Annotated in this window: 13 protein-coding genes; 9 read left to right on the top strand and 4 right to left on the bottom strand. The window is 75.6% G+C overall.

All coding sequences use genetic code 11. The features are described 5' to 3' along the window. The first annotated feature begins 99 nt into the window (after positions 1–99). The 6 genes from ACLQ14_RS10950 (at position 100) to ACLQ14_RS10925 (ending at position 5,949) form a co-directional block, all read left to right on the top strand. On the top strand, positions 100–1,755 hold the full coding sequence (locus tag ACLQ14_RS10950; RefSeq protein WP_425812892.1) for a DUF885 domain-containing protein: 1,656 nt from the start codon (positions 100–102) through the stop codon (positions 1,753–1,755). Positions 1,756–1,844: 89 nt separating this feature from the next. Beyond that, positions 1,845–2,093: an SCO4226 family nickel-binding protein gene (locus ACLQ14_RS10945; RefSeq protein WP_425812821.1), complete on the top strand. Its 249-nt coding sequence runs from the start codon at positions 1,845–1,847 to the stop codon at positions 2,091–2,093. Positions 2,094–2,164: 71 nt separating this feature from the next. Next, complete coding sequence (locus tag ACLQ14_RS10940) at positions 2,165–2,854, top strand: Maf family protein (RefSeq protein WP_425812819.1); 690 nt, start codon at positions 2,165–2,167, stop codon at positions 2,852–2,854. After that, on the top strand, positions 2,839–3,378 hold the full coding sequence (locus tag ACLQ14_RS10935) for a hypothetical protein (protein ID WP_425812817.1): 540 nt from the start codon (positions 2,839–2,841) through the stop codon (positions 3,376–3,378). Before ACLQ14_RS10940 ends, ACLQ14_RS10935 begins: the two co-directional genes overlap by 16 nt. Positions 3,379–3,553: 175 nt before the next feature. Next, positions 3,554–5,377 (top strand): acetyl/propionyl/methylcrotonyl-CoA carboxylase subunit alpha, encoded by a 1,824-nt coding sequence (locus ACLQ14_RS10930; RefSeq protein WP_425812815.1) that lies wholly within the window; start codon positions 3,554–3,556, stop codon positions 5,375–5,377. Between the two features lie 35 nt (positions 5,378–5,412). After that, on the top strand, positions 5,413–5,949 hold the full coding sequence (locus ACLQ14_RS10925) for an NUDIX domain-containing protein (protein WP_425812813.1): 537 nt from the start codon (positions 5,413–5,415) through the stop codon (positions 5,947–5,949). On the opposite strand, the gene ACLQ14_RS10920 is transcribed toward ACLQ14_RS10925, so the two are convergent. The 4 genes from ACLQ14_RS10920 to ACLQ14_RS10905 form a co-directional block, all read right to left on the bottom strand. After that, positions 5,925–7,334, bottom strand: a complete 1,410-nt coding sequence (locus tag ACLQ14_RS10920) for a histidine-type phosphatase (protein WP_425812811.1) — start codon at positions 7,332–7,334, stop codon at positions 5,925–5,927. The two genes, ACLQ14_RS10925 and ACLQ14_RS10920, sit on opposite strands and share 25 nt — an antisense overlap. Positions 7,335–7,460: 126 nt before the next feature. After that, entirely contained in the window at positions 7,461–7,952 is a 492-nt protein-coding gene (locus tag ACLQ14_RS10915; protein WP_425812809.1) for a hypothetical protein, read from the bottom strand. A 53-nt stretch (positions 7,953–8,005) separates the two neighbouring features. Continuing rightward, on the bottom strand, positions 8,006–9,463 hold the full coding sequence (locus ACLQ14_RS10910; protein ID WP_425812807.1) for an NAD(P)H-quinone dehydrogenase: 1,458 nt from the start codon (positions 9,461–9,463) through the stop codon (positions 8,006–8,008). Positions 9,464–9,499: 36 nt separating this feature from the next. Further along, complete coding sequence (locus tag ACLQ14_RS10905) at positions 9,500–10,264, bottom strand: SDR family NAD(P)-dependent oxidoreductase (protein ID WP_425812805.1); 765 nt, start codon at positions 10,262–10,264, stop codon at positions 9,500–9,502. Between the two features lie 95 nt (positions 10,265–10,359). On the opposite strand from ACLQ14_RS10905, the gene ACLQ14_RS10900 reads away from it, so the two are divergent. The 3 genes from ACLQ14_RS10900 to ACLQ14_RS10890 are packed head-to-tail and all read left to right on the top strand — an operon-like array spanning position 10,360 to position 13,830. Beyond that, complete coding sequence (locus ACLQ14_RS10900) at positions 10,360–11,031, top strand: helix-turn-helix domain-containing protein (RefSeq protein ID WP_425812803.1); 672 nt, start codon at positions 10,360–10,362, stop codon at positions 11,029–11,031. A gap of 10 nt (positions 11,032–11,041) precedes the next feature. Continuing rightward, positions 11,042–11,920, top strand: coding sequence for a purine-nucleoside phosphorylase (locus tag ACLQ14_RS10895; RefSeq protein WP_425812801.1), 879 nt, complete (start codon positions 11,042–11,044; stop codon positions 11,918–11,920). An 11-nt stretch (positions 11,921–11,931) separates the two neighbouring features. Then, complete coding sequence (locus ACLQ14_RS10890) at positions 11,932–13,830, top strand: phospho-sugar mutase (RefSeq protein ID WP_425812799.1); 1,899 nt, start codon at positions 11,932–11,934, stop codon at positions 13,828–13,830. Positions 13,831–13,920 lie beyond the last annotated feature (90 nt).

Raw genomic sequence — 13,920 nt, 5'->3', positions numbered from 1 at the left:
GCGACGACGCCCGGCCCGACGGGCGACCCCTCACCCCTGCCCGGCCCGACGCGCGAGGCCTCCGCGGTCGACGCGGTCGCCGACGCGTACGTGCAGACGATGGCCCGGCTCGAGCCGCTCTTCGCGACCGAGGTCGGCATCAAGGGCCACGACCACGAGCTGCCCGACCTGTCCCCCGCGGGCCACGACGCGCTCGCCGACGCGACCCGCGACGCGCTGCGGCAGCTCGACGCCGCCGCGGCGGCCGGCCCGCTCGACGACGTCGACCGGGTGACGGTCGCCGCGATGCGCGAGCGCCTCGGGCTCGACCTCGAGAAGCACGACGCGGGCGACCACCTCGCCGACCTCAACGTCATCGCGTCGCCGCTGCAGGCGCTGCGCGACGTCCTCGACCTCATGCCGACGGCGACCGTCGAGGACTGGGAGAACGTCGCGGGCCGCCTCAACGCCATGCCCGAGGCGATCGCCGGGTACGTCGAGACGCTGCGTGCCGGCATCGCGAGCGGGAACGTCCCCGCCGTGCGCCAGGTCCGCGAGGGCGTCGACCAGGCGCGCGAGCTGGCGGGCGACGCGTCGTTCTTCACCGCGATGGTGCACGGCAAGGAGGCCGACGCGGCGCTCGACGAGTCGGCCGCGTGCTCGCTCGTGCGCCGCGACCTCGAGCTCGGCGCGACGGCCGCCCGCGAGGCGTACGCGACGCTCGCCGAGTTCCTGGGCTCCGAGCTCGCGCCCGTCGCGCGCGAGGAGGACGCCGTGGGCCGCGAGCGCTACGCGCGCGACTCGCGCTACTTCCTGGGCGCGGCCGTGGACCTCGACGAGACGTACCGGTGGGGGCTCGAGGAGCTGGCGCGCGTGGTGGCCGAGCAGGAGGCCGTGGCGCGCGAGATCGCCGGGCCCGGCGCGACCGTCGCCGACGCCGTCGCGACCCTCGACGCCGACCCCGCCCGCACCCTGCACGGCACCGACGCGCTGCGGGCGTGGATGCAGGAGACCTCGGACGCGGCCGTCGCCGAGCTGGCGGGGACCCACTTCGACATCCCCGAGCCGCTGCGCACGCTGGAGTGCCGGATCTCCCCGACGCAGACGGGCGGCATCTACTACACGGGCCCGTCGGACGACTTCTCGCGTCCGGGGCGGATGTGGTGGTCCGTGCCGCCGGGCGTGACCGAGTTCGGCACGTGGCGGGAGAAGACGACCGTCTACCACGAGGGAGTCCCCGGCCATCACCTGCAGGTCGGCCAGGCGGTCTACGAGCGCGCGACGCTCAACTCGTGGCGCCGGCTCGCGTGCTGGGTCTCCGGCCACGGCGAGGGCTGGGCGCTGTACGCGGAGCGGCTCATGGAGCAGCTCGGGTACCTCGACGACCCGGGCGACCGGCTCGGCATGCTCGACGGGCAGCGGATGCGCGCCGCGCGCGTCGTCTTCGACCTCGGGGTGCACCTGAGGCTGCCCGCCCCGGCCGAGTGGGGCGGCGGCACCTGGGACGCCGACAAGGCGTGGACGTTCCTGTCGAGCAACGTCAACATGCCCGAGGGCTTCATCCGGTTCGAGTACAACCGCTACCTCGGCTGGCCGGGGCAGGCGCCGTCGTACAAGCTCGGCCAGCGCCTGTGGGAGGAGGCCCGCGACGCGTCGCGTGCCGCCGCGGTTCAGGCCGGCCGGGAGTTCGACCTCCGGACCTTCCACGCGCGCGCGCTCGCGCTCGGCGGCGTCCCGCTCGACGTCCTGCGGGAGGAGCTGGCGCGCCAGGCGTGACCCGTCGGCGCCCTCCGCTTTTCAGCCTTGCCGGGCGCCCCGCACCCGAGGACGCTGAGGACGGGGGGATCCACGACAGGAGCGCCGACATGCCGAAGTTCATGGACGTCCACGACGGGTTCGTCGGGGTCACGGAAGAGCAGCTCGGCGAGGCGCACGCCGCCGACCTCGCCATCGAGGGCGACGAGGGCGTGCACTTCGAGAAGGCGTGGCTGGACCCGGCGTCGGGCAAGGTGTTCTGCCTCTCGTCGGGACCGTCGAAGGAGGCCGTCCAGCGGATCCACGAGCGCACGGGCCACCCGACCGACCAGGTCTTCGAGATCGCGGTCGAGGTCTGACGCCGGGGACGGGCCGCGCGTCCGTCCCAGGGGCCGGCACGGGCGAGCCGCCGGGCCTCTACGCTGGGCGCGTGCTGCAGCTGCTCCTCGCCTCCGCGTCCCCCGCCCGCCTCGCCACGCTGCGGGCCGCGGGGGTCGAGCCCGAGGTCCTCGTGTCGGGCGTCGACGAGCCTGCCGTGCTCGACGCCGCCCGCGCGGACGGCCCGCTGTCCCCCGCCGACGCCGTCCTCGTCCTCGCGCAGGCCAAGGCGAGGGACGTCGTCGGGCGGGTGCGGGACGGCGGGACGGACGCCGTGCCCGACCTGGTCCTCGGCTGCGACTCGATGCTCGAGCTCGACGGCGCGGTGCTGGGCAAGCCCGCCTCGCCCGACGACGCGCGCGAGCGCTGGCGCGCGATGCGCGGCCGCACGGGCGTGCTGCACACGGGCCACTGGCTCGTCGACCTGCGCGACGACGGCGACCGGCAGCGCGACCTCGCGGCGCCGGGGCCCGTACCCGGCGACCGGCCGCACGAGCTCGGCGAGACGAGCTCGACGTCGGTGACGTTCGCGGACGTGACCGACGCCGAGATCGACGCCTACGTCGCGACCGGCGAGCCGCTCCACGTCGCCGGCGCGTTCACGATCGACGGCCTGGGGGGTGCGTTCGTCGAGCGCGTCGACGGCGACCACCACGGCGTCGTCGGGCTCAGTCTGCCGACGCTGCGCCGGCTGCTGCGTGCGCGCGACGTCGCGTGGACGGAGCTGTGGACGACCCGGTGACGGCGCGGGGCGTCGAGCGGGCCGCCGACCCCCGCGTCTGGGGGTCGGCGATCGGCGCGGCGGGCGGGTGCGTGTTCGTCCTCGCGAACCGGGGCGCGCTCGCGGGCCCGGCGCCGGCGCTCGCCCTCCTCGCCTGCGTCGCCGCGCTCGCCTTCTACCTGTGGCGGGTGTGGTGGCGCCGGCGGACGTTCCCGCGGCCGGCGCCGATCGGCCGGTGGGCGGGGCTCGTGTACCTCGCGAGCGTCGCCGGCATGCTCGTGCTGATCCGCCTGCGCCGGCTCGCGCTCGGCGACGCGCACGAGCACGTGCTGCCCGCCCTGATCGTCCTGGCGGTCGGGCTGCACTTCCTGCCGTTCGCCCGCGCGTACCGCACGCCGCTGTTCGCGCGGCTGGGCCTCGTGCTGGTCGCGCTGGGCGTCGTGGCGCTGCTCCTCGGGCTGGCCTGGACGGCGACCGCGACGTCCGCCGTGGTCGTCCTGGCGGGCCTCGCGATGCTCGTCCTGATCGGGCTCTGGGCCGGCTGAGCGACACCACGGATTGTCGGCCGACCACAACGCACGCGCCCGAGGACGCCGTCTGCGCGGCCCGCGTTCGTGGGAGCCTACAAAGCGCGTCGGGCGCCCTTGGAACCTTCGCCAATCTTCCCGGGCGGCGCCCGCGCGGCCGCGGACGCCGCTCCGGCGCGCGTTACGGTAAGCCGTGCCCACTCTGACTGACGTCTCCGCGACTGTCACCCGGCCCCTGACGAAGGTCCTCATCGCGAACCGCGGCGAGATCGCCGTCCGCGTGGCGCGGGCCTGCACCGACGCGGGGATCGCGTCCGTCGCGGTCTACGCCGACCAGGACCGCGACGCGCCGCACGTCCACCTCGCGACCGAGGCGTACGCTCTCGGCGGCGCCCGCGCGCAGGAGACCTACCTCGACCAGGCGAAGCTGCTCGACGTCGCCCGCCGCGCCGGGGCCGACGCCGTGCACCCGGGCTACGGCTTCCTGTCGGAGAACGCGGAGTTCGCGCAGGCCGTGATCGACGCCGGGCTGGTGTGGGTCGGTCCGCCGCCGGCCGCGATCGCGGCCCTGGGCGACAAGGTCAGCGCGCGCCACATCGCGCAGCGCGCCGGCGCGCCGCTCGTCCCCGGCACGTCCGACCCGGTCGAGAGCGCGGCCGAGGTCCGCGCCTTCGCCGCGGAGCACGGGCTCCCGATCGCGATCAAGGCGGCGTTCGGCGGCGGGGGCCGCGGGCTCAAGGTCGCCCGCACCGACGACGAGATCGACGAGCTGTACGACTCCGCCGTGCGCGAGGCGACCGCCGCGTTCGGGCGGGGCGAGTGCTTCGTCGAGCGGTACCTCGACCGCCCGCGGCACGTCGAGACCCAGTGCCTCGCGGACGAGCACGGCACCGTCGTCGTGGTGTCCACGCGCGACTGCTCGCTCCAGCGCCGCCACCAGAAGCTCGTCGAGGAGGCCCCCGCGCCGTACCTGACCGCCGAGCAGGAGGCCGAGCTCGACCGGGCGTCGAAGGCGATCCTCAGCGAGGCCGGCTACGTCGGCGCGGGCACGTGCGAGTTCCTCGTCGGGCTCGACGGCACGCTGTCGTTCCTCGAGGTCAACACGCGCCTGCAGGTCGAGCACCCGGTGTCCGAGGAGGTCACCGGCATCGACCTGGTGCGCGAGCAGCTCCGGATCGCCGCGGGCGAGCCCCTCGGCTACACGAGGACGGCCACACGAGGCCATTCTTTCGAGTTCCGCATCAACGGCGAGGACCCGGCCGCGAACTTCCTGCCCGCCCCCGGCAAGGTCACGAGGCTCCGCTTCCCGAGCGGCCCCGGCGTGCGCGTCGACTCCGGCGTCGTCGAGGGCGACACCGTCTCGGGCGCGTTCGACTCGATGATCGCCAAGCTGATCGTCACCGGCGCCACCCGCCGGCAGGCCGTCGAGCGGGCGCGCCGCGCGCTCGCCGAGCTCGAGGTCGAGGGCATCCCCACGGTCGTGCCGTTCCACCGCGCCGTGCTCGAGGCGCCCGAGTTCGTGCCCGCGCACGACGACGAGCCGTTCTCCGTGCACACCCGGTGGATCGAGACGGGCTTCGCGGACCGGTTGGCCGCGCTCGCACCCGCCGCGCCGGCGACGGCCGCCGAGCAGGAGGAGAACGAGCCGCTCACGGAGCGCGTCGTCGTCGAGGTCGCCGGCAAGCGCCTCGAGGTCGTCATCCCCGCCGGCCTCGGGATGGTCGGCTCGCGGGCCCGCACGGCGACCGCCGCGCGCCGCCCCGCGCGCCGCACCGGTGCCAAGGCCGGCCCCGCAGCGAGCAGCACGTCGCTCACCTCGCCCATGCAGGGCACGATCGTCAAGGTCGCCGTCGAGGACGGCGCCGCGGTCGAGGCGGGCGACCTCGTCGTCGTGCTCGAGGCCATGAAGATGGAGCAGCCGCTCGTCGCCCACCGCGCGGGGACCGTCCGGGGGCTCGCCGCCACCGTCGGCGCCGGCGTGAGCTCCGGCACCGTGATCTGCGAGATCGTCGACTGAGGACGCGCCCGGGGGCCGCCGCCTAGGGTGGTGACGTGTCCCAGGACCCCGCCGAAGCAGACCTCCGCCCGCCCGTCGACAGGCTCCACCGCCAGCCCGGTGACGGCTGGGTGACGTGCGGCGACCATCGCCACTGGGGGCTGCACGGCGCGGGCGGGCTGTTCCTCGCCCGCGGCGAGCGCGGCACGCCCGTCACGCACGTCGCGCTCCAGCACCGCGCGGCCTGGTCCGATCAGGGCGGCACCTGGGGCATCCCCGGCGGCGCCCTCGCGACCGGCGAGTCCGCCACCGCCGGCGCCCTGCGGGAGGCCGAGGAGGAGGCCGGGATCGGCCCCGCCGACGTCGACGTCGTCGGCACCCACGTCCTCGACCACGGCCCCTGGTCGTACACCACCGTGGTGGGACGCGAGCGAGCCGGCGCACACGTCGACCCGCGCGCGACCGACCCGGAGGGCATCGAGGTGCGCTGGGTCGCGCTCGACGAGCTGGACGGGCTGGTCCTGCTCCCGGCGTTCGCCGACGCCCTCGACGCCCTCCTCGCGCTCGCTCAGGAGCCGGCGGACCAGCCGTAGCAGGACTCGAGCTCGTCCAGGTCGTAGAAGGTGCTGCCCTTGGCGACGGGCTTGCACGACGCCTTGAACGCGGTCTCCTTCTCGTCGTCGAGCATCCGGACGAGGTACCGGTCGCCCTTGCGGAACAGGTCCCACTGGACGTTGGCGGCCATCGGGGCCACCTCGGCGCCGCGGAACGGGTTGTTCGCGTACGTGAACAGGTCGCCGGTCCGCTGCTGCACGGTGGCCCCGGGCAGCCCGAGCAGCGAGGCGAGCGGCATGATCTCCTCGGCGTGCGTGAACCGGAGCTTCGCGACGAGGTCGCTCGTGCCGGCACGCTTCGCCTCGAGCGTCGCGAACATGTCGTCGAGGAGCACGTCCGCCATCCGGTACGTGACGTCGCTGCCCGCGAAGGCGGGGCCGTTCTCGTAGAACGAGGTCACGTCGTCGAGGTAGCCGAACCAGGCCGCCTGCGACCGCGTGAGGTACCGGTCCAGGTGCAGCCCGCGAGTGTCCTCGGCGGGCAGGTCGTGGCTCGACTGGACGATGGCGTACAGCGCCTGCGCGGCCGCGACCTCGTCGCCGAACGACGCGAGCCTGCCCGCGGCGAGGCGCGCCACGAACGACAGCGTGAACGAGCGCTCGAGGGCGGCCCGGGCGACGGCGTGGGTGCGGGGCTGGTCGACGGCCGCGTCCTCGGCGGCGCCGATCCGCGGGTCCTTGAGGTAGGCCTTGTAGGCGGGGTCCGACTTGTGGAAGTAGAGGGTCGCGTCGTCGGTCGTGGTGGCGCCGACGACCTTCGAGAGCCCCGGCACGGCGCCCTCGAGCCCGGCGACGTACGCCTGGGCGCTGTCGTGCGCGCGCTGCTGGCTCGACGACGACACGTCGACGAGGACGCCGCGACCCCGCGCCGCCGACGCGAACAGGCCCGGCAGCCGCGCCGCGGTCCGCTCAGCCGTGCCCTCGAGCTCGTCGACGCCCCGCGAGGACAGCTGGCCGTAGCCGATCGCGGCGTTCGCGTCGAGGACGCGATGCACCTGGTCGGCGAGCCCCCGGCCCGCCGGCGTGAGCGCGTGCGCAGCCGTCGCCTCGTCGAGCAGCGCGAGGAGCGCGTCGCCGTCGTCCGAGTCGGAGATCGCGCGCGACCCGTGCCGCGAGACGTTCTCGGTGAGGACCGCCGTGAAGCCCGCGGGCGGCTTCTGGTAGCTGCGGGCGTTCTGCTGCGGCGCGTAGGGCGTCTTGGTGGTGAACGCGTCGCCGAGCGAGGCGGCCGACGCGTGCGAGCCCGCGGACGCACCGTGCGGGTCCGGGTGGGCGGAGGCCGCGCCGGGCGCGACGAGCGCGGCGCCGACGGTGAGGGCGGCGGACGCGAGCGCGGCGGAGGCGACGAGGGGACGGCGGTTCACGGGGGTCCTTCCGGAGGGTGCGACGGGCACCGGGAAGCACACACGGCGGCGGTGGACGCACGACGGCGCGCCGGTTGACCCACGCGGGCCACCGGGTGAACAGCCGCCCTCGAGCGACCGTGGTGCTCAGGCGAGCCGGAACGAGGGGTCGACGCCCGCCTCGGCGACGATCCGCCCGTCCGCGAACGTCACGCCCGTGACGTGCAGCCCGGGCGCCCGCTGGGCGAGGACCTCGGCCACCTGGACGCGCACGACCGGGTCGCCGTCGCCCGTGACGATCGTGACCGCGTCGCCGGGGAACCCCTGCTTGACCAGCGCCGCCCGGAGCGGGCCTTCGACGAACCCGAGCAGCCGCTGCACGGGCAGCCCCGCTGCGGTGGCCGTCGCCCGCAGGCGCAGGACGCCGGCCTCGTACGCCTCGTAGCGCAGCGCCGCGTGGACGGTCGGCGTGAGCGCGACGGCGAACCGCAGCGCCGCCGGCGGGCTCGGGACCTGACGCAGGTCGACCGTCGCGTACACGGTGTCGTCCTCGCAGGTGAGCGAGGTGAGCACGGGCGGCAGCGGCTCGCCGTGCAGAGCCAGGATCCGGGCCTCGTCGAACGTCAGGTCGATGCGCACGCGGTCCATCATGGCCCAGTGCGGCGCCAGGCGCCGTCAGGACGCCGCCGGGCTCAGTCGACCGGGTGGTGGAGCATGCGCGCGGCCTCGGCGATCGAGCCCGAGAGCGAGGGGTAGACGGTGAAGGCCTCGGCGACGTCGTCGACGGTCAGGCGGTGCGAGACGGCGAGGGTGATCGGGAAGATCAGCTCGCTCGCGCGCGGCGACACGACCACGCCGCCGAGCACGACCGACGCCTCCGGGTGCGCGAAGAGCTTCACGAACCCGTCCCGCATCCCGAGCATCTTGGCGCGGGGGTTCCGGGACAGCGGCAGCGTCGTCGTGACGTACTTGGAGCCCGCGGCCTGCAGCGCCGCCTCGGACTTCCCGACGGTCGCGATCTCGGGCGACGTGAAGATGTTCGCGGCGACGTCGGGCACCTTGATGGGCTTCACGGCGTCGCCCAGGACGTGCTGCATCGCGATCCGGCCCTGCATGGCGGCGACCGACGCGAGCGGCAGCACCCCCGTGCAGTCGCCCGCCGCGTACACGCCGCGGGCCGTGGTCCGCGAGACCTTGTCGACGACGACGTGCCCCGAGGGGGCGAGCGTGACCCCCGCCTCCTCGAGCCCGATACCGTGCGTGGCGGGGATGGCGCCGACGGCGACGAGGACGTGCGACCCCTCGACGACGCGGCCGTCCGCGAGGGTCACGGCCACCCCGTCGGCGGTGCGGGCGGCCGACGCCGCGCGCGACCGGGACAGGACCGTCATGCCGCGCGAGCGGAACACGCCCTCGAGGAGCTCCGCGGCGTCGGCGTCCTCGCCCGGGAGCACCCGGTCGCGGCTGGAGACGAGCGTGACGTCGACGCCGAGCGCGTTGTACGCGCCCGCGAACTCCGCACCCGTCACGCCGGAGCCGACGACGATCAGCTTCTCCGGGAGCTGCTGCAGCGCGTACAGCTGGGTCCAGGTGAGGATGCGCTCGCCGTCGGCGGGCGACCCGGGCAGCTCGCGCGGCGTCGCGCCGACCGAGACGAGCACGGCGTCCGCCTCGAGGACGAGGTCGTCGCCCTCGCCGTGCGGCCGCACGACGACGCGGCGAGGCCCGTCGAGGCGACCGTGCCCGAGCACCGTCACGACGCCCTCGCGGTCGAGGCGGGCGCGGATGTCCGCGGACTGCGCGGCCGCGAGGGCCATGACGCGCTGGTTCACGGCGGCGAGGTCGACGCTGATGCCGGGCGCGACGGTCTCGCCTGACGCGGCGGCCGGCTCCGCGGGCACACCGAACCGGATGCCGAGGCTCGCCGCCCGCTCGGTCGACGTCATCCACTCGGCCGCCGCGATGAGCGTCTTGGACGGGACGACGTCGGTGAGCACCGCGGACCCGCCGAGGCCCTGCTGCTCGACGACCGTGACCTCCGCCCCGAGCCGGCGGGCGACGAGGGCCGCCTCGTAGCCGCCCGGCCCGCCGCCGAGGATGACGATGCGCGTCGCCTGCAGGTCAGGTCCCTGTGAACTCACGGTGCCCATTGTGCCTGCCCGGCGCGCTCCCCCGGCGCCGACCGGTCAGACGGCGGCCCACCCGTTGTCGACCGGCAGGATCACGCCGTTGACGTTCGATGCGGCGTCGGACGCGAGGAACACGATCGCGGCGGCCTGCTCCTCGGCGGCGGCGGGCTGCCCGACGTTCCCCATGTACCGCCCGATCGTGCCGGGGCCGCCCGCGGCGGGGTCGGCGTCGACCTGGATGTTGGTGGCGGTGCCGCCGGGGGCGATGGCGTTGGTGCGCACGCCCTGGTCGCGGTACATGACGGCGAGCGACTTCGTGAGGCCCGCGACGCCGTGCTTGGAGACGGTGTAGGCGGTGCCGGCGGCGGACCCGCGGAGCGAGGCCTCGGACGCGGTGTTGACGATGGCGCCCTTGCCCGTGGCGAGGAGGTGCGGGAGGGCGGCCCGGGTGAGGAGGAACGGGGCGTGGAGGTTGATCCGCAGGACGCGGTCCCACTCGTCGTCGGTGGTGTCGGCGGCGGCGGACATGCGGTCCATGATCCCGGCGTTGTTGACGAGCACGTCGAGGCTCCCGAACGTCTCGACGGCGGTGGCGACGACCCGGTCGACGACCTCCTGCTCCGCGAGGTCCCCCGTGACGGCGACAGCCTCGCCTCCCGCGGACCTGATCTCCTCGACGACGGCGTCGGCCCGGTCGGCGGCGATGTCGGCGACGACGACCCTGGCGCCCTCGGCGGTGAACGCGAGCGCCGTGGCGCGGCCGATCCCGGAGCCCGCCCCGGTGACGACGACGGTCTTGCCTGCGAGTCCTGTGCTGCTCATGGTGGGTCCTTCCCGAATGTCGAGCGCTATTACTGTCACGCCGTGCCACTATTCTAGATCAGCGAGGATGGTCCGGAGACCGACAGGAGGCCCCGGTGACCGACACCACCCCCGGCCGCCCTGGCCGCCCCCGACGCAGCGCCGCGGAGCTCGCGGCCGAGCGCCGCCGGGTCGCCCGCGAGGCGCTGCGCCTGTTCGCCCGGCAAGGAGTCGCCGGCACGTCCGCCGACGACGTCGCCCGCGCCGCCGGCGTGTCCGTCCGGACGTTCTGGCGACTGTTCCCCCGCAAGGAGGACGCGGTCAGGCCGCTGCTGGAGGACGGCGTCGTCGCGGTCGCCGCGAACGTGCGCGCCCGCGGGCTCGCGGGCTTCCGGGCCACCGGCGCCGGCGCGCCGACCGACGGCGCCCCAGCGGTGGACGACGCCGCGTCGATCGGCACGCTCGTCCGCCTCACGCGCACCGAGCCGGCGGTGCGGGCCGTCTGGCTCGAGGTCCACGACGGCGCCGAGGCCGTGTTCGCCGACGCGCTCGCGGCGAGCCGCCACGAGGATGAGCCGGGCCTCGGGACCCGGGCCACGGCCGCCGTCGTCAACGCCGTGCTGCGCGTCGCGGTCGAGGAGTGGGCCTGGCGCGAGGCGCCGCCCGGCCCGCCCCCGGCGGAGGCCCTCGCGCGGCTCGTCGACGAGGCGCTCCGGCTCGCCGGGGAGGCCCTCGACCCGCGTGGGAGCGGCGCGCCCGAGGCGGCACCGGGGTCGCGCGCCGACTAGCCTCGGTGCCATGGCTCTCACCCCTCCCCCTCCCGTCGCCGCCACCCCGGGCGACCGCCTCGACGACCCCGCGACCGACCCGTTCGACGTCGCCCGCGAGGCCGCCGCCTTCATCGCCGAGCAGACCGGGGTGGAGCGCCACGACGTCGCCCTCGTCCTGGGCTCGGGCTGGGGCGGGGCCGCGGACCTGCTGGGCGAGACGGTCGCCGAGATCCCGTCGGAGGAGATCCCCGGGTTCGCCGCGCCCGCGGTCGTGGGCCACCGGGCGACCACCCGGTCCATCCGCATCGCCGGCTCCACGCACGACGACGGCAGCCCCAAGCACGCGCTCGTCCTCGGCTCGCGCACCCACCTGTACGAGGGGCGCGGCGTGCGCCGGGTCGTCCACGGCGTCCGCACCGCCGCCGCGACCGGGGCGAGCGTCGTCGTCCTCACCAACGGCTGCGGGGGCCTCGACCTCGACTGGAGCGCGGGCACGCCCGTGCTGATCTCCGACCACATCAACCTCACCGCGACCAGCCCGCTCGAGGGCGCGACGTTCGTGGACCTCACCGACCTGTACTCCTCGCGCCTGCGCGACCTGGCGCGCACGGTCGACGCGACGCTCCCCGAGGGCGTCTACGCCCAGTTCCCCGGCCCGCACTACGAGACGCCCGCCGAGGTCCGTATGGCCGGGCGCATGGGCGCCGACCTCGTCGGGATGTCGACGACGCTCGAGGCGATCGCCGCGCGGCACGCGGGGCTCGAGGTGCTCGGCGTCTCGCTCGTCACCAACCTGGCCGCCGGGATCAGCCCGGAGCCGCTGTCGCACGCCGAGGTGCTCGAGGCGGGCGCCGCCGCCGGCCCGCGCATCTCCGCGCTGCTGGCGTCCGTCGTCGCGCTGGTCTGAAGGAGCCCGTCATGAACACCACCCCCACCGAGCCGGCCGAGGCACCTCACTTCAGCGAGCAGGCGCACGCCCGCGGCGACGACAGCCGCCCCGCCGCCGACGACAGGTTCACCGAGCCGGGCGCCGTCGCGGCGACCCCCCTCCCGCTCGACGACGAGCTCGTCGAGCGGGCCCGGGCGTGGATCGCCGACGACGTCGACGACGTCGACCGCGAGGAGCTGCGCAGCCTGCTCTCGCTGGCGACGAGCGAGCCCGAGGGGCTGCGCGCGACGGTCCGCGCGAACACGGCGCGCGGGGAGCTCGTCGACCGGTTCGCCGCGACGCTCCAGTTCGGCACCGCGGGACTGCGCGGCGAGATGTCCGCCGGCCCCAACCGGATGAACCGCGCGGTCGTGCGCCGCGCCGCCGCGGGACTGGGCGGCTACCTCACGGACGCGCTCCCCGGCGAGGCGGCACGCGTCGTCGTCGGCTACGACGCCCGGCACCGGTCGCGGGACTTCGCGATCGACACCGCGGGCGTGCTCACGGCCGCCGGGCACGAGGCGCTCGTGCTCCCCGGCCCGCTGCCCACGCCCGTGCTCGCGTTCGCGGTCCGCCACCTGGGCGCGGACGCGGGCGTCATGGTCACCGCGAGCCACAACCCGCCCGCGGACAACGGCTACAAGGTCTACCTGGGTAGCCGCGTCGTCGACGGCGCCGGGCAGGGTGCGCAGATCGTCCCGCCGTACGACGCGGAGATCGCCGCGCAGATCGACGCCGTCGGGCCGGTCAGCGCGATCCCCGTCGCGTCCGACGGCTGGACGACGCTCGGCGACGACGTCCTGCGCGCCTACCTCGACGCGGTGCACGCCCGGTGGGACGGCGACGACGCGCGGACCCTGCGGATCGCGACCACCCCGCTCCACGGCGTCGGCGGACCCGTGCTGGCTCAGGTCCTCGCCGAGGCGCACTTCCGGGACGTCGCCGTCGTCGACGAGCAGGCCGAGGCCGACCCGGACTTCCCGACCGTCGACTTCCCGAACCCCGAGGAGAAGGGCGCGATCGACCTCGCGCTCGCGCTCGCGCAGGACTGGGGCGCGGACCTCGTGATCGCGAACGACCCCGACGCCGACCGGTGCGCTGTGGCCGTGTACGACCCGCGCGCCGGGTCGTACCGCGGCAAGGAGACCGCCCAGGCACAGGGCTGGCGGATGCTCCACGGGGACGAGGTCGGTGCGCTGCTGGGCGAGGACGCGGCGCGACGCGCGGCCGGCGGTCCCGGCGTGCTCGCGAGCTCCGTCGTGTCGTCCCGGCTGCTCGAGCGGATCGCCACCGCGCACGGTCTGCGGCACGCCACGACCCTCACGGGCTTCAAGTGGATCGCGCGCACCGAGGGCCTCGTCTTCGGCTACGAGGAGGCCCTCGGCTACTGCGTCGACCCGGAGTCCGTGCGCGACAAGGACGGCCTGAGCGCCGCCCTCGCCGTCGCACAGCTCGCCCAGCGGCTCAAGAACGAGGGCTCGAGCCTCGTGACCGAGCTGGACGCGATCGCCCGCCGCTACGACCTGTACCTCAGCAACCAGGTCTCTGCCCGGTTCGAGGACCTCAGCGCGATCGACGACCTCATGGCGCGGCTGCGCGAGACGCCCCCCGCGACGATCGCCGGGGCGGCCGTGACGGTGGTGGCCGACCTCGCCGACGGCCACGACGGACTCCCCCCGACCGACGGCGTCCTGTGGCTCTGCGCCGACTCGACCCGCGTGATCGTGCGGCCGTCGGGCACCGAGCCGAAGGTCAAGGCGTACCTCGAGGTCGTCGTGCCCGTCGGCGAGGACGACACCGACGAGCAGGTCGCGCGCGCGCAGTGGGTCGCACGGCAGCGCCTCGATCAGGCGGCCGCGGACGTGCGCGCCGCGCTCGGCCTCGCCTGACGGGCCACGCCCGAACAAGAAGGGACGCGGCCCCGCCCCCCCCCCACAACCCCGGGAGACGGGGCGGGCCGGGAGTGGAGGGGGTGGGGG

The sequence above is a fragment of the Luteimicrobium sp. DT211 genome (genome assembly GCF_049844995.1).
Classification (GTDB): domain Bacteria; phylum Actinomycetota; class Actinomycetes; order Actinomycetales; family Cellulomonadaceae; genus Luteimicrobium.
Note: the sequence above shows the minus strand (reverse complement) of the source record. Positions and strands in the feature narration are given on the sequence as shown.